Source organism: Streptococcus infantis (assembly GCF_047465035.1).
Lineage (GTDB): Bacteria > Bacillota > Bacilli > Lactobacillales > Streptococcaceae > Streptococcus > Streptococcus infantis_T.
On sequence record NZ_JASHAQ010000015.1, the window covers coordinates 18,942 to 44,956 of the forward strand.

Here is a 26,015-nt window from a genome sequence, read left to right on the forward strand (position 1 = left end):
TAATGCTAGTGAGGTGAATCATGTATAAGCGTTGGATGACCTTTTTCTTGTTTTTGATTTTCACGCCAATACATTTGAGTATTGCTGACAAAGTCATGCGGACAAATTCATTAGCTCTATCAATCATTTTTACACTTGTTGAGATTGCAATATTTTTTTATGTAGGAAGAAAGTATGACCTGTTTCACATTCGAAAAATCAGCCTAAAAGATATGTTGAATTGGCTTCTCTCCTACGCCTTGCTTGTCTTATTTTATATGTTGGTCAATTTTTTAGGACCTACCCAATCAGACACTACTCAATCAATTCAAAGTTTATCACTTTCATTGCCTGTGCTCTTTCTAGATCTATGTGTTTTAGCACCCATTTCGGAAGAAATTTTTATGCGAGGACTGTTACAAGGGACAGTATTTAAGAATACATATATTGGATTGGTTACCACATCGGTTTTCTTTGCTTATCTACATGGACCCTATACGATTTCTAGTTTTATCACCTATTTAGGTATGGGATTTGCATTTGGTATAAGGTATAAGACTTCCGACAATCTTTGGAATTCCATTCTCTTGCATGCCCTCAATAATCTAGTTGCATTTTTCTTTATGTATTTGATATAATCGACAAATTAGAATGCTCCGATTTTTAAACAGAACTAAAAAGTATTTTTATCTTATATAACCTAAATAATAGCCAGTCATGAGGTGGCTTGTAGAGTATGTAGCAGAATCTTCTATAGCAAAGCTCCTCAAAAACTCTTCTATACTAAACCCTTAAACTCAGAACAAATCAAGCACATCCAACGAGTCTGGGCAAAAAGTCTTTAAAATCAAAAAACGCATCATATCAGGTGTTGAAAAACTTGATACTATGCGTTTTATTGTGGGAAGATTTATTTCATTTTCTGCTGAAATTTAGTTTTTGCCCAACCTCTTGCTATTTTCTACATTTATAAATCTTGTAAATCAACTATTTCTAACCCATTTTTTGTCAAACGATAGATACTCCTACAGACTTCTTTTAAGAAACGCCTGTCATGCGAAACAGTGACGAGACCGCCTGGATAAGTGGCAAAGAGTTTTCTGATTTCGGGTTGAGAAGTGGGAGAAAAGTTTCGTGTAGGCTCATCTAAGAGGAGAAAGTTTGGTTTGCACAGGACTAAATCCAAAAGCAGGAGTTTACCCTGTTGCCCGCCAGATAAAGAGCGAATATGATGCTGCATCTCTGGATAACTAAAATTGAGACTGGCTAGGTGGGATTGGATTTTCTGTAGTTCTTCTTTTTGTCCAGTTTGGCTAAGATAGGCTATTGGGGATAGCTCTAATTGCAGTTTTTTGTGGTAATCTTGTGGCATATAACCAAGCGAAATCTCTCTTTTGGCGCTTAGTAGTTGATGTAACTTGGCTAACAGAGTTGATTTCCCAATACCATTTGGGCCTATGATACCAATTTTTTCTTGGCCACGGACAGTTAGTTGTAACTCCTGAGCCAAAACACGCTCACCAATGGACAAAGTCTCATTTTCCAGTCGAAGTAAGACTTTAGAAGCTGCTAATGGCTCTATATCTGAAAAGAAAAGTTGGATTTGTTCCTCTTCAAGTGGCTTTTGGGTCAGCGATTGAGCTGCTTTTTCATAACGTTTTTCTTGGGAGAGAACATTTTTCATCTTTTTGGCTAATAGGCGCCCAGCAACATCATTTTTAGTATTTCGCAAGGCAGTTTCGACATTTTGCTTGACTCTGCGGTGTTTTTCCATGGTTTTATTGTAGGCTCTCTGGTCATTGGCAGCTTGCTGGCTTTGTCTGGCAAAAATAGCCTTTCTCTGTTCACTATAGCGATCATAGTCTAAATGTTCAACTAGAGTTTCAGCCTCCTTTCGATGCTTGACCAGTCGCAAGTGGATAATGGTGTCTGCAGTTTGAGAGAGGAAGTCTTCATCATGAGAAATGAAAATAACGGTTTGCCTCATCTTCTGAATCTGACTTTTTAGCCAATCAATCGTCTCAAGATCTAGGTCATTTGAAGGTTCATCTAAAAATAGAATGTCAAAGGGTTTAGATAATTCATGGATGAGCTGAATTTTCAAAGCTTCGCCACCCGAGAGGCTACCAATCTCTTGGTCACTAGCAAAACGACTGCTATCAAAGTGCAATTCCTCAGCTAAACGATAGAGAATACTGTAGTCCAAATTAGCAGACTCTAAAAAGAAGTAGTCCTGTAGAGATTTTTTCTTCAGTGTTTCAGGGAGATGTTGGGGAATGTAAGCCAGTGACTGATAGTCAGACTGAATGTCGCCCCTGATAGTGAAATCAGGCAATGCTTCCCCCATTAAAGCCCGTAGCAAGGTTGATTTGCCATTTCCTTCTTCACCAATAATGGCAACCTTTTCCCCGTCTTGGATGGTAATGTTTAAATTGGAAATAAGGTCTCGTAAATCTTTGTTTTGTGTGATGGTCAGATGATTGATTTTTATCATATTATTGCCCTTTCTAGAATGTCCACATTGCATAACAAAAAGCTCTACTTTACCTAGTAGAGCCAATCGTCTATGTCAAAAACTCTTTTAAAAGGGCTGAAAATTCCAGCAGAAAAAAGAGCACACAAAAAGAGACAAGAACAAGATCTACTAAATAAAGGTTCTTTATTTGATAGACTTAGTTGTTCATGTCTCCCTTACCTCCGAAAATTACTATGTTTATTTTATACCTTTTGGAACACTTTGTCAAAAGAAATGAAAAATTCAAGTCTTTCTAGAAACCAAAAACAGGTCCATAGAGAGTCAGTACGTGTTTGACTTGATCGTAGTGGAATTTGTCATAGTTTCTCCAAGCTGTGCGAGCTTCTTCATTGAGTTTAAGGGTGCCAAGTCCAATCAAGAGACTGGTATGTTGGTAAAATTTCTCAAGATCAATTAAGATAGAGTTATCGAGTTTCTCTGTCTTTTTAAGTTGATTGAGTAGCTCGTCGATATTTTGCTGCAAGCGCAGATCATCAGGCAATCCTTGTTTGCAAGTCTGGTAAGCTTTGTTTAACTCGGAAATGAGTTGATAAGCTTCTAAGATTAGTTCTTTATCTTCCATATGAGCGTCCTCCTTTGCCCATGTATTGATGTCTATAGTATAGCACAAAAAATAAAATTGTCATAATAAATATATCAAAAAATAGAGAATGATTTTTTGAAAGTTTAGTTGCCTTGCTTGCGGTTCTTTCATGGTATAATCAAGTGAGTAAATCTTTATGGAGGAAGTATGAAATTAAATATTCAAGAAATCCGTAAGCAGCCTGAAGGCTTGCACTTTGAGCAGACTTTAGACTTAGCAGCTGACTTGCGTGACCGTAATCAAGAAATTTTAGATGTAAAAGATATTGTCGCTATTGGAAAAGTTCAGTACGAAGACCTTATGTTTTTCCTAGATTATCAGTTGTCTTACACAATCGTCTTAGAATCTAGCCGTAGCATGGAACCGGTAGAATTGAAAGAATCTTATCCAGTAACGGAAGTTTTCATGGAAGGCGCAACTAACCAACTTGATCAAGAAGTTTTAGATGATGATTTGGTCTTACCTATCGAAAATGGAGAACTTGACCTTGCTGAGAGCGTGTCAGACAATATCCTGCTCAACATTCCTATAAAGGTCTTGACGGCTGAAGAAGAAGCTGGTCAAGGATTTGTTTCTGGAAATGACTGGCAAATTATGTCTGAGGACGAGTATCAAGCTCAACAGGCAGTCAAGAAAGAAGAAAATAGTCCTTTTGCAGGTTTACAAGGACTGTTTGACGGAGACGAATAGATGGTTTTATCCAAGAAACGTGCCCGTCATGTCATTGAGGAAATCATCGCTCTTTTTCCAGATGCGAAACCAAGTCTAGATTTTCGCAACCATTTTGAACTTTTGGTTGCGGTGATGTTGTCAGCTCAGACGACAGATGCGGCAGTCAACAAGGCTACACCAGGACTTTTTGCGGCCTTTCCAACCCCGCAAGCTATGGCAGAAGCAAGTGAGAGTGAGATTGCCTCGTATATTTCTCGTCTTGGGCTTTATCGAAATAAAGCTAAGTTCCTTAAGAAGTGTGCCCAGCAACTATTGGATGATTTTGATGGTCAAGTCCCTCGGACTAGAGAAGAATTAGAGAGTTTGGCAGGAGTTGGTCGTAAAACAGCCAACGTAGTTTTGAGCGTAGGCTTCGGTATTCCAGCTTTTGCAGTAGATACTCACGTAGAGCGAATCTGTAAACACCACGATATTGTTAAAAAATCAGCTACACCCCTTGAAGTCGAAAAACGTGTCATGGATGTATTGCCACCAGAAGAATGGCTAGCAGCCCATCAGGCTATGATTTACTTTGGTCGTGCTATTTGTCATCCGAAAAATCCAGAATGTGATCACTATCCACAGTTATACGATTTTAGTTCGTTATAAGGCTTAGCATTGAATGTTTTTACTTGCTTTGAACTAGGCTTTGTGATATAGTAATGACAATAAAATATTCCTTTAAACCTGTCCCGTGAGGCAGGCAAGGAGCTCGATTAAGTAGAAGGGTAAGTCTATACTGTTTACAGTAAGGCTCGCTTAGTTATACATTCTCAAGTCTCCTTGAAAAAGGAGACTTTTCTTTTTGGAGGTTTGTCATGAAGACAAAAGAAGTTGTAGACGAATTAACCGTCAAGCGAGCGATTACTCGGATTACCTACGAGATTATCGAGCGAAATAAAGATTTAAACAAGATTGTATTGGCTGGGATAAAAACACGTGGTGTCTTCATTGCTCACCGTATCCAAGAACGTTTGGAACAGTTGGAATCTATCTCTGTTCCCGTTGTAGAATTAGATACCAAACCTTACCGTGACGATGTCAAAAGTGGTGAAGATACTTCATTAATTTCTGTTGATGTGACAGAACGTGAGGTCATCTTGGTGGACGATGTGCTTTACACAGGTCGGACTATCCGAGCAGCTATTGACAACATCGTAAGCCATGGTCGTCCTTCTCGTGTGAGTTTAGCTGTTCTAGTTGACCGCGGGCATAGAGAATTACCGATTCGTCCAGACTATGTAGGGAAAAATATCCCAACCAGTCGTTCAGAAGAAATCATCGTAGAGATGACTGAACTAGATGGACAAGATCGTGTTCTTATTACCGAAGAAGCTTAGATAGCCAAAGGAGTTAGCCATGTCAGAAAATCAACAAGCCATTCAACATGTAGTCTCAATGGAAGACCTTACTGTAGAACAAGTCATGAAATTGATTAAACGCGGGATCGAATTTAAAAATGGAGCAAAAGCGTCTTATGAAGACCAACACATCGTCTCTAATCTCTTCTTTGAGAGTTCGACTCGTACCCACAAATCTTTTGAAGTAGCAGAGATTAAACTGGGCCTTCAGCTACTGGACTTCGATGTGAAAACAAGTTCAGTCAACAAGGGTGAAACACTCTACGATACAATTTTGACCTTGTCAGCCTTGGGAGTAGATGCCTGCGTCATCCGACATCCAGAGGTAGATTACTACAGAGAGTTGATCGATAGTCCGACGATTACGACTTCGATTATCAATGGTGGGGATGGTTCGGGCCAACACCCAAGCCAAAGCTTGCTTGATTTGATGACCATTTATGAAGAATTTGGACACTTCGAAGGACTCAAGGTAGCTATTGCTGGTGACCTTGACCATTCGCGTGTGGCTAAATCCAATATGCAAATCTTAAAACGCTTAGGAGCAGAACTCTACTTTGCTGGACCTGAGGAATGGAGAAGTCAAGAGTTTGCAGACTATGGACAGTTTGTAAGCATTGATGAAATCATTGACCAAGTTGATGTGATGATGTTTCTCCGTGTTCAACATGAGCGTCATGCAAGTGGAACAGTCTTTTCAAAAGAGGGCTATCATGCCCAGCATGGTTTGACTCAAGAACGTTATGAACGCTTGAAAGATAAAGCTATTCTGATGCATCCTGCTCCTGTAAATCGCGATGTTGAAATTGCTGATCACTTGGTCGAAGCACCAAAATCACGTATTGTTCAACAAATGACCAATGGTGTCTTTGTCAGAATGGCAATTTTAGAATCTGTATTGACTTACAGAAACGCAAAATAAGACACAAAACGTTAAAAGATGCCTGTGAGCATCCACGAGAGGTGAATTTATGACTAAACGACTTCTAGTTTTAGAAGATGGAACAATTTTTGAAGGAAAAGCCTTTGGGGCTGATATTGATGTAACTGGTGAAATTGTCTTTAATACTGGGATGACTGGTTACCAAGAATCCATTACAGATCAGTCTTACAATGGACAAATCCTAACCTTTACCTATCCCTTGGTTGGGAATTATGGGATTAACCGTGATGACTACGAGTCTATCAGTCCAACCTGTAAAGGTGTAGTAGTATTTGAAGAAGCTCGTAGAGCCAGCAACTGGCGCAACCAGATGACACTGGATGAATTTTTGAAGTCTAAGAAAATCTCTGGTATTTCAGGTATTGATACACGTGCTTTGACAAAAATCATTCGCAAACATGGGACTATGAGAGCGACTCTGACACATGTGGGAGATAGTATCGATCACATCACAGATCAGCTTCAAGCAACTGTTCTACCAATTGATAATATCAAACAGGTTTCTACAAAAACTGCTTACCCAGCTCCAGGAGTAGGTTTGAGCGTGGTACTTGTAGACTTTGGTCTTAAGCATTCAATCTTAAGAGAGTTGTCTAAGAGAGATTGTAATGTAACGGTCGTTCCTTATACTACAACAGCAGAGGAAATTCTTCACTTGAATCCAGACGGTGTTATGCTGTCAAATGGTCCAGGAAATCCTGAGGATGTACCAGAGGCACTAGAGATGATTCGTGGAGTTCAAGGTAAAATTCCGATTTTTGGGATTTGTATGGGGCATCAGCTCTTTTCAATGGCCAATGGTGCCAAGACCTATAAGATGAAGTTTGGTCACCGTGGCTTTAACCATGCAGTACGTGAAATTGCAACAGGGCGCGTGGATTTTACTAGTCAAAATCACGGTTATGCAGTGAGCAGAGAAGATTTTCCAGAGCATCTGATGATTACTCATGAGGAAATCAATGATAAATCCGTAGAAGGAGTAAGACATAGATATCAACCTGCCTTCTCCGTACAATTCCACCCAGACGCTGCACCTGGCCCACATGATGCAAGCTACCTTTTTGACGAGTTTATCGAAATGATGGAAGCTTTTAAAGCAAGCAATCGTTAAAACTAACAACTTCCCGTATGAGATTTTTTATAGTAAAGCATCGTTTCGCTAAAAAATTGTCGGAGAATTTATTTAATGGCAACCAGAGAGTTGCCAAATAGAAAGGAGAAGGGTGTTCCGTATTTGCTGAATTGAATACGGGCTACGGACGGTGCTAAAAAGATAGTTATTCCTAGAACTGACGGTTCTTCGTCATAACTCCTATTTTAGCTTTGTCCGCTTGACGCCCTTAATATCTTGTAAATGCCTAAACGTACTGATATTCAAAAAATTATGGTGATTGGTTCTGGTCCGATTATTATTGGTCAGGCTGCTGAGTTTGACTATGCTGGAACCCAGGCCTGCTTATCTTTGAAAGAAGAGGGGTATGAGGTTGTCTTAGTAAACTCAAACCCTGCAACCATCATGACGGATAAAGAGATTGCAGACAAGGTTTACATCGAACCGATTACACTTGAGTTTGTGACTCGTATTCTCCGTAAGGAACGTCCAGATGCCTTGCTTCCAACACTTGGAGGTCAAACAGGTCTTAATATGGCTATGGAATTGTCTAAGAATGGTATCTTGGATGAGCTTGGTGTAGAACTTCTCGGGACTAAATTATCTGCTATCGACCAAGCTGAGGACCGCGATCTCTTTAAACAATTGATGGAAGAACTTAAGCAACCAATTCCCGAATCTGAAATTGTCAACACAGTGGAAGAAGCCGTTGCCTTTGCAGCAACTATTGGTTACCCAGTTATTGTCCGCCCAGCCTTCACTCTCGGTGGTACTGGTGGTGGTATGTGTGCCAACGAGGAAGAATTGCGTGAAATCGCTGAAAATGGTTTGAAGTTGTCACCTGTTACCCAGTGTTTGATTGAGCGTTCGATTGCTGGTTTTAAGGAAATCGAATACGAAGTCATGCGTGACTCAGCTGACAATGCCCTTGTTGTTTGTAACATGGAAAACTTTGACCCCGTTGGGATTCACACAGGGGACTCTATTGTATTTGCCCCAGCGCAGACTATGTCAGACTATGAAAACCAAATGCTTCGTGATGCTAGTTTGAGCATTATCCGCGCTCTCAAGATTGAAGGCGGATGTAACGTTCAGCTTGCGCTTGATCCACACAGTTTTAAGTACTATGTTATCGAAGTAAATCCTCGTGTATCTCGTTCGTCAGCCCTTGCTTCCAAGGCGACAGGTTATCCAATCGCTAAATTGGCGGCTAAGATTGCTGTAGGGTTGACCTTAGATGAAGTTATTAACCCAGTTACAGGTTCAACTTATGCCATGTTTGAGCCAGCCCTTGACTACGTGGTTGCCAAAATTCCGCGCTTCCCATTTGACAAGTTTGAAAAGGGTGAACGCCGTCTTGGTACTCAGATGAAGGCGACTGGAGAAGTTATGGCCATTGGTCGTAACATTGAAGAATCCCTTCTCAAGGCCTGTCGCTCACTAGAAATCGGTGTTCACCACAATGAAATTCCAGAACTGGCAGAGATTTCAGATGATGCCTTGATTGAAAAAGTTGTTAAGGCTCAAGATGACCGTCTCTTTTACGTATCAGAAGCCATCAGACGTGGTTATACAATAGAGGAAATTGCTGAACTCACAAAAATTGATATCTTCTATCTTGATAAACTTTTGCATATCTTTGAAATTGAGCAAGAATTGGGCTCACATCCACAAGATCTTGAAGTTTTGAAAACTGCAAAACTCAATGGTTTTTCAGACCGTAAGATTGCTGAACTCTGGAATACTACAGCTGATCAAGTTCGCCAACTTCGTTTGGAAAACAAGATTGTCCCAGTTTACAAGATGGTTGACACTTGTGCGGCAGAGTTTGAATCAGAAACTCCGTACTTCTACTCAACATATGGATGGGAAAATGAGTCTATCAAGTCTGATAAGGAATCTGTACTGGTCCTAGGTTCTGGTCCAATCCGTATTGGTCAAGGGGTTGAATTTGACTACGCAACTGTTCACTCTGTTAAGGCAATTCAAGCTGCTGGCTACGAAGCCATCATTATGAACTCAAACCCAGAGACAGTTTCAACCGACTTCTCTGTATCGGATAAACTTTACTTTGAACCATTAACATTCGAAGATGTCATGAATGTTATCGATTTGGAGAAACCAAAAGGTGTTATCGTTCAGTTTGGTGGTCAAACAGCTATCAACCTTGCTGAGCCATTAGCAAAAGCAGGTGTGACTATCCTTGGTACGCAGGTTGCTGACCTAGACCGTGCCGAAGACCGTGACCTCTTTGAGCAAGCTCTCAAAGACTTGGATATTCCACAGCCACCAGGACAAACGGCTACCAATGAAGAAGAAGCAGTCCTTGCAGCTCGCAAGATTGGCTTCCCAGTTCTTGTTCGCCCATCTTATGTACTTGGTGGACGTGCCATGGAAATCGTAGAAAATGAAGAAGATCTTCGTTCTTACATGCGTACAGCGGTTAAGGCTAGTCCAGACCATCCAGTTCTTGTTGACTCTTATATCGTTGGACAAGAGTGTGAAGTTGATGCCATTTCAGACGGAGAAAATGTTCTCATCCCTGGTATCATGGAGCACATAGAACGAGCTGGTGTCCACTCAGGTGACTCAATGGCCGTTTACCCACCACAAACCTTGTCGCAAAAGGTTCAGAAAACCATTGCAGACTACACAAAACGCCTAGCAATTGGTCTTAACTGCCTTGGAATGATGAACATTCAGTTTGTTATCAAAGATGAAAAAGTCTACGTTATTGAGGTCAATCCACGTGCCAGCCGTACGGTGCCATTCCTTTCTAAGGTGACCAATATTCCTATGGCTCAAGTAGCAACCAAGCTCATTCTTGGTCAAAGCTTATCAGAACTTGGCTACCAAGATGGCCTTTATCCAGAAAGCACTCGCGTTCATATCAAGGCACCTGTCTTCTCCTTTACCAAACTAGCTAAGGTAGACAGCTTACTTGGTCCTGAAATGAAGTCAACAGGGGAAGTTATGGGTTCTGATACGACTTTGGAAAAAGCTCTCTATAAAGCCTTTGAAGCTTCTTACCTCCACTTGCCAACTTTTGGAAATGTAGTCTTCACCATTGCTGATGATGCAAAAGAAGAAGCCTTGGACTTGGCTCGTCGTTTCCAAAATATTGGATATGGAATCCTTGCGACAGAAGGGACAGTAGCCTTCTTTGCTAGTCATGGCTTGCAAGCCCAACCTGTTGGTAAGATTGGTGATGATGAACATGATATCCCAAGCTATGTTCGTAAAGGGAAAATCCAAGCTATCATCAACACAGTTGGTACTAAGCGAACTGCTGATGAAGATGGTGAACAAATCCGCCGTTCAGCTATTGAACACGGAGTTCCTCTCTTTACAGCTTTGGATACAGCGGATGCTATGCTTAAGGTACTTGAAAGCCGTAGCTTCGTTACAGAAGCAATTTAGTTTCTTGTTAAATGATCTAAGTAGCTTTTATCCAGCGTCAAAAGACGCTGGTTTTTCCTCTTTTATAGAGAAATCAAGTTAGAAATAATAGTTACAGTTCACTATTAAATGTCAAAGTTTATCAATAGATTTATCATTATCGTTAATGAGTAGACTTATTCTGACTTTCCCTAAAATTTTGTTGAATTTTCTTAAGTTTTTATCATATTTTTTATAATTAAGGTGCCTTAAGAAAAATAATGAAAAAACTAAATGTTTTTCATATAGTTTTCATTTTTTGTGTTATAATTAAGGTGCCTTAAGAAAAATATTAAGGTGCCTTAAGAAAAATAATGAAAAAACTAAATGTTTTTCATATAGTTTTCATTGTTTTAATAGTTTAAAGTCAATCTTATTTTTCTCTAATAGAAAATAATGAAAAAGTAGGTTTAGAAAGAGGTAAGTATCTATGTCTTCTCATAAAAAAGTGTCACTCTCTGAGATTAATCAATCTATCGATACTCCAAATAACAATCATTTCTGGCAAAATTTAAAGGCCTTTTTAGGTCCGGGTGCTCTTGTCGCAGTTGGTTATATGGATCCAGGAAACTGGATTACCAGTGTAGTCGGTGGTGCTTCCTATAAGTATAGTCTCTTGTTTGTTATCTTGATTTCATCTCTCATTGCCATGCAACTTCAGCAGATGGCAGGAAAGCTTGGGATTGTAACCCAGATGGACCTGGCTCAAGCAACGGCTCATCATTCACCTAAATGGCTTCGTTATAGTCTATGGGTGATTTTAGAATTAGCCTTGATGGCGACAGATCTGGCAGAAGTTCTAGGTTCAGCGATTGCTCTCAATCTTCTCTTTAAGATTCCGATTATGATAGCCATCCTTTTGACGGTTCTAGATGTCTTTCTCTTATTGCTACTGATGAAGTTTGGCTTTAAGAAGATTGAAGCTATTGTGACAACACTGATTTTAACGATTTTAGCAATCTTTACTTATCTGGTAGCTTTGTCACATCCAAGCTTCCAAGGAATCGTTGAGGGTTATCTACCAAATGCAACCTTGTTTGAGAGTCCTCTGCCTGGACATGAAAGTCAATTAACCTTGGCGCTGGGGATTGTGGGTGCGACAGTGATGCCCCATAACCTCTATTTACATTCTTCCTTGTCTCAGACTCGGAAAATCAATCATAAGGACAAGAATGATGTTCGAAAAGCCGTGCGCTTTATGACCTGGGATTCTAATCTCCAGTTATCCTTGGCCTTTGTGGTTAACTCCCTTCTTTTGATCTTAGGGGCGGCTCTCTTCTTCGGACATGCATCTGAGATTTCTGCTTTCTCTCAAATGTATAATGCCTTGCAGGATTCAACTATTGCGGGAGCTATAGCCAGCTCAACCCTATCAACCTTGTTTGCCTTGGCCCTATTAGCAAGTGGTCAGAATTCGACTATCACAGGTACCTTGACAGGGCAAATCGTTATGGAAGGTTTCTTACATATGCGATTGCCTCAGTGGTTCATTCGTTTGGCGACTCGTCTCTTTGCCTTACTACCTGTCATGATAGTAGCAGTTTTGTTTGGTCATCAGGAAAAAACCTTGGATCAGTTATTGGTCTATTCACAGGTCTTTCTTTCTATCGCTCTTCCATTTTCAATCTTCCCCTTGATTTATCTTACTTCAAAAAAATCACTGATGGGAGAATTTACCAATGCCAAATGGAATACCATCCTTGGTTATATCGTTTCCATTATCTTGACCATCCTCAATGTGAAATTGCTGTTTGATATTTTTTAAGAGCATCTGAGATGAAGTAGAAAAAAATCACCCGAGAGTTAACTCTTGGGTGATTTTTTGGAATTCAAATCTTTGATAGACGAAAATCCATTATAAAAAGCTGCATGAAGATGCAGCTACACTATAGCAACGGAAGACATGGGATTCGAACCCACGCACGCTTTCACACGCCTACCGCGTTTCCAACACGGCCTCTTAAGCCTCTTGAGTAATCTTCCAATACTTACTAAAATAGTTTATCATAAAGGGAATTATCTTGCAAATAAAATTCAAACAATTGGCAAAATGACAGAAAGTGAAAGAAAATGATAAAAAGTGCTTGACTTTGATTTTTTTTTGTGGTAGAATGATTATTGTAATCGTTAACAGGAGGTGAGTAAGTGCTAAAAACCGAGAGAAAAAAAATGATTTTAGAGGAGCTGGGCAAACATAAAGTCGTTTCTCTAGAGAAATTAGTAGGTTTGTTAGACACGTCAGAATCAACGGTTAGACGAGATTTAGATGAATTGGAATCGGAAAATAAACTTCGCCGAGTTCATGGAGGAGCAGAGTTGCCTCACTCCTTGCAAGAAGAAGAAACCATTCAAGAAAAATCTGTCAAAAACCTTCAAGAGAAAAAATTGATTGCGCAAAAGGCAGCTTCCCTCATCAAAGAAAAAGATGTTATCTTTGTGGATGCAGGAAGTACGACAGCCTTTCTCATTAAGGAATTGGAGCGAAAAGACATTACTGTTGTGACCAACTCCATTCACCATGCAGTACAATTAGTGGATAAGCAAATTCCAACTGTGATTATCGGTGGTGGAGTCAAGATGACAACGGATGCCAGTATTGGGGGTGTAGCTCTCAACCAGATTAACCAATTGCACTTTGATCGTGCCTTTATCGGAATGAACGGTGTGGATGAAGGTTATTATACAACTCCAGATATGGAGGAGGGAGCTGTTAAGCGAGCTATCTTAGAAAATGCCAAACAAACTTATGTTTTGGCGGATTCATCTAAGATTGGTCAGTCTTGTTTCGCTAAGGTTGCGCCTATAAAACGAGCAATTGTTATTACAAGCAAGGGTCACGAACTCTTGCCAGCTATCAAAGAAAAAACGGAGGTTATCGAAGTATGATTTATACAGTCACGCTAAATCCATCTATTGACTATATTGTTCGTCTGGATAAAGTGGAAGTTGGTAGTGTTAATCGTATGGATAGTGATGATAAGTTTGCTGGTGGTAAGGGAATCAATGTTAGCCGTGTCTTGAAACGCTTGGATATTCCAAATACAGCGACTGGATTTATCGGAGGTTTTACTGGTAAATTTATCACAGATACTTTAGTTGAAGAGCAAATTGAAACGCGATTTGTCCAAGTGGCAGAAGATACGCGTATCAATGTCAAGATCAAAGCAGACCAAGAAACAGAAATCAATGGGACTGGTCCTACTGTTGAAGCTGAACAACTTGAAGAGTTAAAAGCTATTCTTTCAAGTTTAACAGCAGAAGATACAGTGGTATTTGCTGGTTCAAGTGCTAAAAACTTAGGCAATGTCATCTATAAGGATTTGATTGCCTTGACTCGTCAAACGGGTGCTCAAGTGGTCTGTGACTTTGAAGGTCAGACCTTGATTGATAGTTTGGATTATCAACCACTTTTGGTCAAACCAAACAATCATGAACTCGGAGCTATCTTTGGAGTCAAGCTCGAAAGTTTAGATGAGATTGAAAAATACGCTCGAGAATTGCTGGCTAAAGGTGCTCAAAACGTTATCATCTCTATGGCTGGTGACGGTGCCCTTCTGGTAACATCAGAGGGAGCCTACTTTGCAAAACCAATAAAGGGAACCGTGAAAAACTCAGTTGGTGCTGGTGACTCTATGGTTGCTGGATTTACAGGTGAGTTTGTCAAATCAAAAGATGCAGTAGAAGCCTTCAAGTGGGGAGTGGCTTGTGGAACAGCAACTACCTTCTCTGATGACTTGGCGACTGCAGCATTTATTAAAGAAACTTATGAAAAAGTTGAGGTAGAAAAAAAATGAAAATTCAGGATTTATTGAGAAAAGATGTGATGTTGCTCGATTTACAAGCAACTGAAAAAACAGCAGCTATCGAAGAAATGATTCATAGCTTGGTAGAACACGGATACGTGACAGATTTTGAAACCTTTAAAGAAGGAATCTTGGCGCGTGAAGCTTTGACTTCTACAGGTTTGGGTGACGGTATCGCTATGCCACACAGCAAAAATGCTGCTGTAAAGGAAGCAACAGTTCTTTTTGCTAAGTCAAACAAGGGTGTTGACTACGAAAGTTTAGATGGACAACCAACTGACCTCTTCTTTATGATTGCTGCTCCAGAAGATGCCAATGATACTCACTTGGCTGCCTTGGCAGAATTGTCTCAGTACTTGATGAAAGACGGATTTGCTGACAAACTTCGTCAAGCGACATCAGCTGATCAAGTCATTGAACTCTTTGACCAAGCATCAGAAAAAGCTGAGGAACCAGTTCAAACACCTGCAAATGGTTCTGATGACTTTATCGTTGCTGTAACTGCTTGTACATCAGGAATTGCCCATACTTATATGGCTCAAGAAGCTCTTCAAAAAGTGGCTGCGGAAATGGGTGTCGGTATCAAGGTTGAAACCAATGGTGCTAGCGGTGTTGGCAACAAATTGACTGCAGAAGATATCCGCAAGGCTAAAGCCGTTATCATCGCAGCAGACAAGGCCGTTGAAATGGATCGTTTCGATGGTAAACCATTGATCAATCGTCCAGTTGCTGACGGGATCCGTAAAACAGAAGAGTTGATTAACTTGGCTCTTTCTGGAGATGCAGAAGTTTATCGTGCTGCTAATGGTGTAAAAGCTGCAACTACAAGCAATGAAAAACAGAGCCTTGGTGGTGCCTTCTACAAACACTTGATGAGTGGTGTATCTCAAATGTTACCATTCGTTATCGGTGGGGGTATCATGATTGCCCTTGCCTTCTTGATTGATGGTGCTTTGGGTGTTCCAAATGAAAATCTTGGCAATCTTGGTTCTTACCATGAACTAGCTTCTATGTTCATGAAAATTGGTGGTGCAGCCTTTGGTTTGATGCTTCCAGTCTTTGCAGGTTATGTTGCCTACTCTATCGCTGAAAAACCAGGTTTGGTAGCAGGTTTCGTAGCTGGAGCTATTGCCAAAGAAGGTTTTGCCTTTGGTAAAATCCCTTACGCTCAAGGTGGTGAAGCAACTTCAGCCCTTGCAGGTGTATCATCAGGTTTCCTTGGAGCCCTTGTTGGTGGATTTATCGCTGGTGCCTTGGTACTTTTGGTTAAGAAATACGTGAAGGTTCCACGTTCGCTTGAAGGTGCTAAATCAATCCTTCTCTTGCCACTTCTTGGAACAGTCTTGACAGGATTTGTCATGCTTGCTGTTAACATCCCAATGGCAGCAATCAACACTGCTATGAACGACTTCCTTGGCGGTCTTGGAGGCGGTTCAGCTGTCCTTCTTGGTATCGTTCTTGGAGGTATGATGGCTGTCGATATGGGTGGACCTGTCAATAAAGCAGCTTATGTCTTTGGTACTGGTACTCTTGCAGCAACAGTGTCAACAGGTGGTTCAGTAGCCATGGCAGCGGTTATGGCTGGAGGAATGGTTCCACCACTTGCAATCTTTGTCGCAACTCTTCTCTTTAAAGATAAATTCACAAAAGAAGAACGCAACTCAGGTTTGACTAACATCGTTATGGGCTTGTCATTCATCACTGAAGGAGCGATTCCATTTGGTGCGGCTGACCCAGCTCGTGCTATCCCAAGCTTTATTCTTGGTTCAGCAGTAGCAGGTGGACTCGTTGGTCTTACTGGAATCAAACTCATGGCTCCACACGGAGGAATCTTCGTTATCGCCCTTACTTCAAATGCTCTTCTTTACCTTGTCTCTGTCTTGATTGGAGCACTTGTTAGTGGTGTAGTTTATGGTTACCTTCGTAAACCTTTAGAAAAATAATTACAAATACATTCAAATGACTGAACACGAAAGTGGGCAGTCATTTTTTGATTTCTCTAGATGTTTCTGAAATATGGTATAATAGAAGAATGGCAAACAAGAATACAAGTAAAACAAGACGGAGACCGTCAAAAGCTGAATTAGAAAGAAAGCAAGCTATCCAAAGGATGTTAATTTCTTTAGTCATAGCTTTTTGCTTAATGTTCGCTGCTCTGAGATTAGGAGCAGTTGGACTCACGCTCTATAACCTTATTCGATTACTAGTAGGAAGTCTGGCCTATCTGGTCATTTTTGTCGTTCTAGTCTATCTTTTTTTCTTCAAATGGATTCGGAAGCAAGAAGGTCTGATCTCAGGTTTTCTTTGCATTTTTTCAGGCTTATTGCTGATTTTTGAAGCTTATCTAGTATGGAAATATGGCATCGAGCAGTCTGTCTTAAAGGGAACTTTAGCCCAAGTTTTGACAGATTTGACAGGTTTTCGTGTGACTAGCTTTGCTGGAGGAGGGCTTCTAGGTGTTGCTCTTTATATTCCAGTCGCCTTTCTCTTTTCAAATATTGGTACTTACTTTATCGGAGCTATCTTAATCTTGATCGGTGCTCTTCTAGTTAGTCCCTGGTCTGTCTATGATGTCGCTGATTTCCTTGGAGCACGTTTTGCCCTTTGGATGGAGCGACGCGAGCAGAAGAAACAGGAACGTTTTATCAAACGAGAAGAAGAAAAAGCTCGTAAGGAAGCAGAGGAACAGGAAAGACTAGAAAAAGAACAAGCAGAGCAAGCCTTATTGGATATACCTCCTGTTGATATGGAAACTGGCGAGATTTTAGAAGCTCCTCCTGTTCACTTTGATGATTTACCACCCCTTCCAGAGGAAGAATGGATAGAACCTGAAATTATTCTCCCTCAAGCAGACTATGATCTTCCTAGTGAAGTTGATTTTCCAGAGGAAGATGAGTTCTTAGAGGATGAAGATGTTGAGGTAGATTTTTCTGCTAAAAAAGCTTTGGAATACAAACTTCCAAGCTTGCAACTCTTTGCACCCGATAAGCCAAAAGACCAGTCCAAGGAAAAGAAAATCGTTCGCGAGAATATCAAGATTTTGGAAGAAACCTTTGCAAGTTTTGGTATCAAGGTAACGGTTGAACGCGCTGAAATTGGCCCATCAGTAACCAAGTACGAAGTCAAGCCAGCAGTTGGTGTTCGTGTCAATCGTATTTCCAATCTAGCAGACGACTTGGCTCTGGCCTTGGCTGCTAAAGATGTCCGTATCGAAGCTCCAATTCCAGGGAAATCCTTAGTCGGGATTGAAGTGCCTAACTCAGAGATTGCGACAGTCTCCTTCCGAGAGCTCTGGGAACAATCGCAAACTAAACCTGAAAATCTGCTAGAAATTCCCCTTGGGAAAGCAGTTAACGGAACAGCTCGTAGTTTTGACCTAGCCAAAATGCCTCACTTGCTAGTGGCTGGTTCGACAGGTTCTGGTAAATCTGTTGCAGTCAATGGTATCATTGCAAGTATTCTCATGAAGGCGCGTCCAGACCAAGTCAAGTTTATGATGGTGGATCCGAAGATGGTTGAGTTGTCAGTCTATAATGATATTCCACACCTTTTGATTCCAGTTGTGACCAATCCTCGTAAGGCCAGCAAGGCCCTTCAAAAAGTCGTGGATGAGATGGAAAATCGCTATGAACTCTTTGCAAAAATTGGCGTTCGTAATATTGCTGGTTTCAATGCTAAGGTAGAGGAATTCAACGCTCAATCTGAGTATAAACAAGTACCTCTTCCTTTGATTGTCGTGATTGTCGATGAATTAGCTGACCTCATGATGGTAGCCAGCAAGGAAGTAGAAGATGCTATTATCCGTCTTGGACAGAAGGCGCGTGCGGCTGGTATTCATATGATTCTTGCGACGCAGCGTCCGTCGGTTGATGTTATCTCTGGTTTGATTAAGGCCAATGTACCGTCTCGTGTAGCCTTTGCTGTATCTTCTGGAACGGATTCTCGAACTATTTTGGATGAAAATGGTGCTGAGAAATTGCTTGGTCGAGGGGACATGCTCTTTAAACCAATCGATGAAAACCACCCTGTCAGACTGCAAGGTTCTTTTATCTCGGATGATGATGTTGAGCGTATTGTTAGCTTTATCAAAGCTCAAGCAGATGCTGACTATGATGAAAGCTTTGATCCAGGAGAAGTTTCTGAGACAGATGGTGAGTCTAGCACAGGAGATGAAGGGGGAGATCCGCTATTTGAAGAAGCTAAGGCTCTGGTCATTGAAACTCAAAAAGCAAGTGCTTCCATGATTCAGCGTCGATTATCAGTTGGTTTTAACCGAGCAACTCGCTTGATGGAAGAATTAGAGATGGCTGGCGTTATCGGACCTGCAGAGGGAACGAAGCCACGAAAGGTTTTACAACAATAAAAAACGTAAAAATAGTATAAAAATGCATGGAAACTTTATTAAAAAGCTAGTCAAAATTGGTCTAACTTTTTAGATAGAGTTTCCTTTTTTATAGCGATTTCTTTAGAAATAAGGTCATCTGAAAATCGTTTCAGACTTGCTAACTAATTGGATTTTACTTTTACTAGTTTTACCTATTAAAGTATTGATTTTTCAAACTGTTTTTGATATATTAAGTTGGTATAGAAAAAATTATATGTTTATCTAGAAGTGTTTAAAAATTGAGGAGGATATTTTTTTAAAACAAAATGCAAACGCTTACTTGGTAAACTGAAAGGAACAAAAAAACCGATGGATAAAGGATTATTTGAAAAACGTTGCAAATACAGTATTCGGAAATTTTCATTAGGGGTTGCTTCTGTCATGATTGGTGCAGCTTTCTTTGGAACTAGCACTGTTCTTGCAGATTCTCCGCAAACAGGTTCAACAGCAAATATGTCAGCAGATTTGGCTGCAGCTCTTGCTAACGCAAAAGAAGATGATGGACGTGATTTTGAGGCGCCAAAACCTGGTGAAGACCAAGGTTCTCCTGAAATAACTGAAGGACCAAAAACAGAAGAAGAATTACTTGAGAAAGAAAAAGCAGCAGTAGCTTCAGATGCTCTTCCAGAAGACTTACGTGGAAAACTTGATAAGGCTGAAGAAAATGGCAGTACTGTATCAAAAGAGGAATTAGAGAAAGAAGACAAGAATCTTGTTCCAGAAGATGTCGCTAAAACAAAAAATGGTGAACTAAACTATGGAGCAACAGTAAAAATTCAAAGTGCAGCTGGTGTTGGTAGCGGTATTGTCATCGGTGAAAATCTAGTTTTATCTGTTTCTCATAACTTTATCAAAGATGTTCCAGACGGAAACAATCGCAAGGTAGCTGATAATATTGAAAGCGATGGCGATGTTTATTCAGTTTCTTACGAAGGAGCACCTGATGTTAAATTCAGTAAGAATGATGTTAAACACTGGGATCGTGAAGGATTCCTAAAAGGTTATAAAAATGACTTGGCCATCGTTAAGCTTCGTTCTCCTCTTGCAAACGCTCCTGTTGAAGTGACTGACAAACCTGCAACTACTAAGGTTGGAGATAAGGTACACGTGTTTGGTTATCCAACTGGAAAACTTTCTCCAATCCTCAATACGACAGTTGAAGATATCAATAATCATGGTGAAGGTGTTCGTGGCATCAGCTATCAAGGAAGTGAACCAGGTGCAAGTGGTGGCGGAATTTTCGATGAAAATGGAAAATTGATCGGTATCCACCAAAATGGTGTTGTTGGAAGCCGCAGTGGAGGGATTCTCTTCTCACCAGCGCAACTTGAATGGATTCAAAACTATATCAAGGGCATTGAAACAACAAAACCAGCAGGTCTAGATGCACTTGATAAACAAGTTGAAGACAAGGAAGAAAAACCAAAAGAGGATAAACCTCAAGAAGAAAAACCAGCTGACAATAAGCCGGCAGAAAATAAACCTGCTGAAAACAAGCCAGCTGAAACTAAACCGGCTGAATCAAAAGAAGTGACTCCAGAATGGAAAACGGTTGAGAATAAAGACCAACAGGGAACCGTAACGATTCGTGAAGAAAATGGAGTTCGTTACAACCAACTAGCGTCAACTGCTCAAAATGACAATGGTAAAAAACCAGCCTTATTTGAAAAAGATGGTTTGACAGTAGATGCTAATGGGAATGCCACAGTTGATTTGACCTTCAAAGAAGAATCTGAAACAGGAAAATCTCGCTTTGGTGTCTTTATGAAATTTAAAGATACCGATAACAACGTTTTTGTAGGTTATGACCAAGGCGGATGGTTCTGGGAATACAAGTCAAATGGAAGTGGACTTTGGTACCAAGGTGGGCGTGTTGCAGCACCAGTAAATGGCTCAACCAACCACTTGACGATTAGCCTTAAATCAGATGGACAACTTAACGCAACAAACAATGATGTCAAACTCTTTGACACAGTGACCTTGCCATCTGCAGTAAATGACAAACTCAAAGATGAGAAGAAAATTGTTCTTAAGGCTGGAAGCTATGGCAGTGAGAGAACCATTGTAAATGTTAAAACAGATGACCAAGAAGGTGTGAAAAACGACCAAGAGGCTGCTGAAAAAGAAAAAGGTGATACAGTAGACGATAGCAAAGTTAAATACGACACTATCGAATCTACAGTATTGAAAGCAGTCATTGACCAAGCCTTCCCACGTATTAAAGAATATGTCCTTAATGGCAACAAACTTCCGGGTCAAGTGCAACCAATTAATCAAGTGGTGATTAACAAGCACGCTGTGACTCCTGAAGTTACCTATAAAAAGGTCAACGCAACGACTGCCGAGTATGACATGAAACTCCGTGATGAGAAAAATCTCATCAATGCGGACATGACTGTTCGTTTGCAAGTGGTGGACAACCAACTTCACTTTGATGTGACTAAGATTATCAACCATAACCAAGTGACACCAGGACAAAAGATTGATGACGAACGTAAATTACTTTCTTCCATCAGCTTCCTAGGAAATGCCTTGGTATCTGTTTCTAGCGGGCAAGCAGGAGCTAAGTTTGATGGGGCAACCATGTCAAACAACACTCACGTCAGTGGTGATGACCATATCGAAGTAACAAATCCAATGAAAGAATTAGCCAAAGGCTATATGTACGGATTTGTTTCAACAGATAAGCTTGCAGCAGGTGTATGGAGCAACTCGCAAAATAGCTATGGTGGTGGTTCTTACGACTGGACACGTTTGACAGCTTACAAGAATACGATTGGCAATGCCAACTATGTGGAAATTCATAGCTCTGAATGGCAATGGGAAAAAGCCCACAATGGAGTTGTCTTCCCAGCATACACTCAAGAACTTCCAAGTGCAAAAGTTGTCATCACTGAAGATGCCAATGCTGACCATAAGGTTGACTGGCAAGATGGTGCCATCGCTTACCGTAGCATCATGAACAACCCTCAAGGTTGGGAAAAAGTTAAAGACATTACAGCTTACCGTATCGCTATGAACTTTGGTTCACAAGCACAAAACCCATTCCTCATGACCTTAGATGGTATCAAGAAGATTAACCTCCACACCGATGGTCTTGGTCAAGGTGTACTTCTTAAGGGATACGGAAGTGAAGGACATGATTCTGGTCACTTGAACTACGCGGATATCGGTAAACGTATCGGTGGTGTTGAAGACTTTAAGACTCTTATTGCGAAAGCTAAGAAATATGGTGCCCACCTCGGTATCCACGTTAACGCTTCAGAAACCTATCCTGAGTCTAAATATTTTAATGAAAATATTCTTCGTAAAAATGCAGATGGTAGCTACAGCTACGGTTGGAACTGGCTTGACCAAGGTATCAATATTGATGCTGGTTATGATCTTGCTCATGGGCGTCTAGCTCGTTGGGAAGAGTTGAAGAAGGAATTGGGTGAAGGTTTAGACTTCATCTATGTCGACGTATGGGGTAACGGTCAATCAGGTGACAACGGTGCCTGGGCAACTCACGTTATTGCGAAAGAAATTAACAAACAGGGTTGGCGTTTTGCTATTGAGTGGGGCCATGGTGGTGAATATGATTCTACCTTCCAACACTGGGCAGCTGACTTGACCTACGGTGGCTATACAAATAAAGGTATTAACAGTGCCATCACTCGCTTTATCCGTAACCACCAAAAAGATTCTTGGGTTGGTGACTACAGAAGTTATGGTGGTGCAGCTGACTACCCACTTCTAGGCGGTTATAGCATGAAGGACTTTGAAGGATGGCAAGGACGTAGTGACTATAATGGCTATGTAACTAACTTGTTTGCCCATGATGTGATGACCAAGTACTTCCAACACTTCACAGTCAGCAAATGGGAAAATGGCAAACCAGTAACCATGTCTGACAATGGTAGTACCTATAAATGGACTCCAGAAATGAAAGTCGAGTTGGTCGATGCTGCAAATAACAAGGTTGTTGTAACTCGTAAATCCAATGATGTCAACAGTCCACAATATCGTGAACGGACAGTTACGCTTAATGGTCGTGTGATCCAAGATGGTTCAGCCTACTTGACACCTTGGAATTGGGATGCAAATGGTAATAAGCTTGAAAGTGACAAGGAAAAAATGTACTACTTCAATACTGAAGCAGGTGCAACAACTTGGACACTTCCTAGCGACTGGGCAAATGGTAAGGTTTATCTTTATAAACTAACTGACCAAGGTAAGACTGAGGAAAAAGAAGTTGCCGTGAAAGATGGTAAGATTACCCTTGACCTCACTGCAAATCAGCCATATGTTCTCTATCGTTCTAAACAAACAAATCCTGAAATGTCATGGAGTGAAGGAATGCATATCTATGACCAAGGATTTAACAGTGAATCTTTGGATCATTGGAAGATTTCTGGAGATGCTTCTAAGGCTGAAATCGTGAAGTCTCAAGGTGCAAACCAAATGCTCCGCATCCAAGGCAATAAAGAAAAAGTTAGTCTCACTCAAAAATTGACTGGCTTGAAGCCAAATACTAAATACGCAGTCTATGTCGGTGTAGACAACCGTAGTAATGCTAAAGCAAGTATTACTGTTAATACTGGTGAAAAAGAAGTAACCAACTACACCAACAAGTCACTGGCTCTCAACTATGTAAAAGCTTATGCTCACAATACTCGTCGAAGCAATGCAACAGTTGATAACACAAGTTACTTCCAAAACATGTATGCTTTCTTTACAACAGGTTCAGATGTATCAAATGTAACCTTGACCTTGAGTCGTGAAGCAGGAGATGAGGCAACTTACTTTGATGAAATCCGTACTTTTGAAAATGAATCCAATATGTACGGTGACGGTCATGATACTGCAACAGGTGTCTTCAAACAAGACTTTGAAAATGTCGGCCAAGGTATCTTCCCATTTGTCATCGGTGGTATCGAAGGTGTTGAAGACAACCGTACTCACTTGTCTGAAAAACATGGCCCATACACACAACGTGATTGGAATGGCAAGAAAGTTGATGACGTTATCGAAGGAAATTGGTCACTCAAGACAAATGGTCTCGTAAGTCGTCGAAACTTGGTTTACCAAACAATTCCACAAAACTTCCGCTTTGAAGCAGGAAAGACCTACCGTATCACATTTGACTATGAAGCTGGTTCTGACAACACTTATGCCTTTGTAGTCGGCAAGGGAGAATTCCAATCTGGTCAAACGAGCAATATGGAAGTGCATGAATTGCCAAATACTTGGACAGATTCTAAGAAAGCGAAACGAGCAACCTTCCTTGTGACAGGGGCTGAAACTGGCGATACATGGGTAGGTATCTACTCTACAGGAAATGCAAGTAATACTCGTGGAGATTCTGGTGGTAATGCTAACTTCCGTGGTTACAATGACTTCATGATGGATAGACTTCAAATCGAAGAGATTGTCTTGACTGGTAAGATGATGACAGAAAATGCAGTCAAGAACTATCTTCCAACTGTAGCCATGACTAATTACACCCAAGAATCTATGGATGCTTTGAAAGAAGCAGTCTTCAACCTTAGTCAAGCAGACGATGATATCAGTGTAGAAGAAGCTAAAGCAGAAATTGCTAAAGTCAATGCTTTGAAAGACGCTTTGGTCATGAAGAAAATAGCTCTTGTGGCAGATGACTTTGCAAGCTTAACTGCTCCTGCTCAGGCTGGTGAAGGTCTTGAAAATGCCTTTGATAGCAACGTGTCAAGTCTATGGCATACATCATGGAGCGGAGGAGATGTTGGTAAACCTGCAACTATGGTCTTGAAGGAACCAACTGAAATTACTGGCTTCCGTTATGTTCCGCGCGGTTCAGGTTCAAATGGTAACTTGAGAGATGTGACTCTTGTAGTAACGGATGAAACAGGTAAGGAACATACCTTCAATGCAACCAATTGGGCTGATAACAATAAGCCAAAAGATATCGACTTTGGCAAGACTATCAAAGCTAAGAAGATTGTCCTAACAGGAACAAGAACTTACGGAGATGGTGGCAATAGATATCAATCTGCTGCAGAATTGATCTTCGCTCGTCCACAAGTTGCTGAAACTGGTCTTGATACTACAGCTTATGAAGCAGCCTTGGCAAAAGCTCAAAAATTGACTGATAAGAGTAATCAAGAGGAAGTAGCAAGTGTTGTTGCCAGCATGAAATTTGCAACAGATAATCATCTCTTGACAAATAGAATCCTTGAATTCTTTGCAGATTATCTCGACCAATTGAAAGACCAAACACCTACTCCAACTCCAGAACCTAAACCTGAAACTCCAACATCAAGCAAGGGAGATGAAGCTGCGCCAGTTGTTGACCTTCCAGAATTCACAGGTGGTGTAAATGGTGTTGAAGCCGCAATCCATGAAGTTCCAGAGTACACAGAATCAATCGGTACAGCAGGTGATGAAGCAGCGCCAGTTGTAGAGGTTCCAGAATACACTGGAGTTCTTGGCACAGCAGGCGATGAAGCAGCCCCAGTTGTAGAGCTTCCAGAATACACTGGAGTTCTTGGCACAGCGGGCGATGAAGCAGCGCCAGTTGTAGAGGTTCCAGAGTACACAGAATCAATCGGTACAGCAGGTGATGAAGCAGCCCCAGTTGTAGAGGTTCCAGAATACACTGGAGTTCTTGGCACAGCAGGCGATGAAGCAGCGCCAGTTGTAGAACTTCCAGAGTATACAGGAGTAGTTGGAACGGCAGGAGAAGAAGTAGCTGTAAACGAAGTTCCAGAATTCAAGGGTGGAGTTAACGCAGCAGAAGCAGCTGTGAGCCAAGCACCAGAATTCACAAGTGGTGTAAATGGTACCGAATCCGCAATTCATGAAGTACCAGAGTTTACCGGAGGTGTGAATGGAAGTGATGGCGCAATCCATGAAATTCCAGAATACAAAGGCCAAATTGGTACAGTAGGTAACCAACCTGCGCCTGTAGTGGAAAAACCAGAGTATCGAGAAGATTCAAAACTTTCAGTAGAGAATAAAGATACATCTAAAGAGGTGAATTCAAATGCTCTTCCAAATACGGGTGAAGATAATTCTGAAACAGCTCTCTTCATCGCTAGTGTCAGCATGGCAGTTTCAGCAGCACTCTTAGCTGTCAAAAGAAAAGAAGATTAAAATACAAAAAAGTTTTCAATAAAAGAGAGCTTAGACTCCACAATCATTGTCGT

15 protein-coding genes and 1 tRNA gene are annotated in these 26,015 nt (G+C 40.9%); 13 read left to right on the plus strand and 3 right to left on the minus strand.

Translation table 11 applies throughout. From position 1 onward, the window contains the following. Positions 1 to 20: 20 nt before the first annotated feature. Positions 21 to 617 carry a CPBP family intramembrane glutamic endopeptidase gene (locus QM406_RS07425; protein ID WP_075231843.1) on the plus strand — a complete coding sequence of 199 codons (597 nt, stop codon included), beginning with the start codon at positions 21 to 23 and terminating at the stop codon, positions 615 to 617. A 329-nt stretch (positions 618 to 946) separates the two neighbouring features. Here QM406_RS07425 and QM406_RS07430 read toward each other — a convergent pair whose 3' ends face one another. Both QM406_RS07430 and QM406_RS07435 read right to left on the minus strand, forming a co-directional pair. Continuing rightward, positions 947 to 2,506, minus strand: coding sequence for an ATP-binding cassette domain-containing protein (locus QM406_RS07430; protein WP_083301297.1), 1,560 nt, complete (start codon positions 2,504 to 2,506; stop codon positions 947 to 949). A gap of 241 nt (positions 2,507 to 2,747) precedes the next feature. After that, positions 2,748 to 3,077, minus strand: coding sequence for a helicase BlpT (locus QM406_RS07435; protein ID WP_311518635.1), 330 nt, complete (start codon positions 3,075 to 3,077; stop codon positions 2,748 to 2,750). Between the two features lie 168 nt (positions 3,078 to 3,245). Between QM406_RS07435 and QM406_RS07440 the strand changes: the two genes are divergently transcribed. From QM406_RS07440 to QM406_RS07470, 7 genes are all read left to right on the plus strand, one after another. Then, entirely contained in the window at positions 3,246 to 3,788 is a 543-nt protein-coding gene (locus tag QM406_RS07440) for a YceD family protein (protein WP_414273840.1), read from the plus strand. Continuing rightward, positions 3,789 to 4,418 (plus strand): endonuclease III, encoded by a 630-nt coding sequence (gene nth / locus QM406_RS07445; protein ID WP_414273841.1) that lies wholly within the window; start codon positions 3,789 to 3,791, stop codon positions 4,416 to 4,418. A gap of 209 nt (positions 4,419 to 4,627) precedes the next feature. Next, positions 4,628 to 5,149, plus strand: a complete 522-nt coding sequence (gene pyrR / locus QM406_RS07450) for a bifunctional pyr operon transcriptional regulator/uracil phosphoribosyltransferase PyrR (RefSeq protein ID WP_414273842.1) — start codon at positions 4,628 to 4,630, stop codon at positions 5,147 to 5,149. 19 nt (positions 5,150 to 5,168) lie between these two features. Beyond that, a complete protein-coding gene (locus tag QM406_RS07455) occupies positions 5,169 to 6,092 on the plus strand; it encodes an aspartate carbamoyltransferase catalytic subunit (protein WP_414273843.1) in 924 nt (307 codons plus the stop codon). Positions 6,093 to 6,141: 49 nt separating this feature from the next. After that, a complete protein-coding gene (locus tag QM406_RS07460) occupies positions 6,142 to 7,224 on the plus strand; it encodes a carbamoyl phosphate synthase small subunit (protein WP_414273844.1) in 1,083 nt (360 codons plus the stop codon). Between the two features lie 243 nt (positions 7,225 to 7,467). Beyond that, positions 7,468 to 10,644, plus strand: a complete 3,177-nt coding sequence (gene carB / locus QM406_RS07465; protein WP_414273845.1) for a carbamoyl-phosphate synthase large subunit — start codon at positions 7,468 to 7,470, stop codon at positions 10,642 to 10,644. Between the two features lie 448 nt (positions 10,645 to 11,092). After that, positions 11,093 to 12,427, plus strand: a complete 1,335-nt coding sequence (locus QM406_RS07470; RefSeq protein WP_004260041.1) for an Nramp family divalent metal transporter — start codon at positions 11,093 to 11,095, stop codon at positions 12,425 to 12,427. Positions 12,428 to 12,557: 130 nt separating this feature from the next. Here the strand turns inward: QM406_RS07470 and QM406_RS07475 are convergent. Further along, positions 12,558 to 12,645, minus strand: a tRNA-Ser gene (locus tag QM406_RS07475). A 162-nt stretch (positions 12,646 to 12,807) separates the two neighbouring features. On the opposite strand from QM406_RS07475, the gene QM406_RS07480 reads away from it, so the two are divergent. The 5 genes from QM406_RS07480 (at position 12,808) to QM406_RS07500 (ending at position 25,962) form a co-directional block, all read left to right on the plus strand. Continuing rightward, entirely contained in the window at positions 12,808 to 13,548 is a 741-nt protein-coding gene (locus QM406_RS07480) for a DeoR/GlpR family DNA-binding transcription regulator (RefSeq protein WP_414273846.1), read from the plus strand. After that, positions 13,545 to 14,456: a 1-phosphofructokinase gene (gene pfkB, locus QM406_RS07485; protein WP_414273847.1), complete on the plus strand. Its 912-nt coding sequence runs from the start codon at positions 13,545 to 13,547 to the stop codon at positions 14,454 to 14,456. The genes QM406_RS07480 and pfkB overlap by 4 nt, the downstream gene beginning before the upstream one ends. Further along, positions 14,453 to 16,408, plus strand: coding sequence for a fructose-specific PTS transporter subunit EIIC (locus QM406_RS07490; RefSeq protein ID WP_414273848.1), 1,956 nt, complete (start codon positions 14,453 to 14,455; stop codon positions 16,406 to 16,408). The genes pfkB and QM406_RS07490 overlap by 4 nt, the downstream gene beginning before the upstream one ends. An 89-nt stretch (positions 16,409 to 16,497) precedes the next feature. Continuing rightward, positions 16,498 to 18,828 carry a DNA translocase FtsK gene (locus QM406_RS07495; RefSeq protein ID WP_414273849.1) on the plus strand — a complete coding sequence of 777 codons (2,331 nt, stop codon included), beginning with the start codon at positions 16,498 to 16,500 and terminating at the stop codon, positions 18,826 to 18,828. A gap of 330 nt (positions 18,829 to 19,158) precedes the next feature. Next, the gene (locus tag QM406_RS07500; RefSeq protein WP_414273850.1) at positions 19,159 to 25,962 is read left to right on the plus strand and encodes a SpGH101 family endo-alpha-N-acetylgalactosaminidase; all 6,804 of its coding nucleotides are present in this window, start codon (positions 19,159 to 19,161) and stop codon (positions 25,960 to 25,962) included. Positions 25,963 to 26,015 lie beyond the last annotated feature (53 nt).

Excerpts from the sequence above, each read along its gene's own strand:
- QM406_RS07425 (WP_075231843.1), top strand. The coding sequence starts at position 21 with ATGTATAAGCGTTGGATGACCTTTTTCTTGTTTTTGATTTTCACGCCA.
- QM406_RS07430 (WP_083301297.1), bottom strand. The coding sequence starts at position 2,506 with ATGCAATGTGGACATTCTAGAAAGGGCAATAATATGATAAAAATCAAT.
- QM406_RS07435 (WP_311518635.1), bottom strand. The coding sequence starts at position 3,077 with ATGGAAGATAAAGAACTAATCTTAGAAGCTTATCAACTCATTTCCGAG.
- QM406_RS07440 (WP_414273840.1), top strand. The coding sequence starts at position 3,246 with ATGAAATTAAATATTCAAGAAATCCGTAAGCAGCCTGAAGGCTTGCAC.
- nth (WP_414273841.1), top strand. The coding sequence starts at position 3,789 with ATGGTTTTATCCAAGAAACGTGCCCGTCATGTCATTGAGGAAATCATC.
- pyrR (WP_414273842.1), top strand. The coding sequence starts at position 4,628 with ATGAAGACAAAAGAAGTTGTAGACGAATTAACCGTCAAGCGAGCGATT.
- QM406_RS07455 (WP_414273843.1), top strand. The coding sequence starts at position 5,169 with ATGTCAGAAAATCAACAAGCCATTCAACATGTAGTCTCAATGGAAGAC.
- QM406_RS07460 (WP_414273844.1), top strand. The coding sequence starts at position 6,142 with ATGACTAAACGACTTCTAGTTTTAGAAGATGGAACAATTTTTGAAGGA.
- carB (WP_414273845.1), top strand. The coding sequence starts at position 7,468 with ATGCCTAAACGTACTGATATTCAAAAAATTATGGTGATTGGTTCTGGT.
- QM406_RS07470 (WP_004260041.1), top strand. The coding sequence starts at position 11,093 with ATGTCTTCTCATAAAAAAGTGTCACTCTCTGAGATTAATCAATCTATC.
- pfkB (WP_414273847.1), top strand. The coding sequence starts at position 13,545 with ATGATTTATACAGTCACGCTAAATCCATCTATTGACTATATTGTTCGT.
- QM406_RS07490 (WP_414273848.1), top strand. The coding sequence starts at position 14,453 with ATGAAAATTCAGGATTTATTGAGAAAAGATGTGATGTTGCTCGATTTA.
- QM406_RS07495 (WP_414273849.1), top strand. The coding sequence starts at position 16,498 with ATGGCAAACAAGAATACAAGTAAAACAAGACGGAGACCGTCAAAAGCT.
- QM406_RS07500 (WP_414273850.1), top strand. The coding sequence starts at position 19,159 with ATGGATAAAGGATTATTTGAAAAACGTTGCAAATACAGTATTCGGAAA.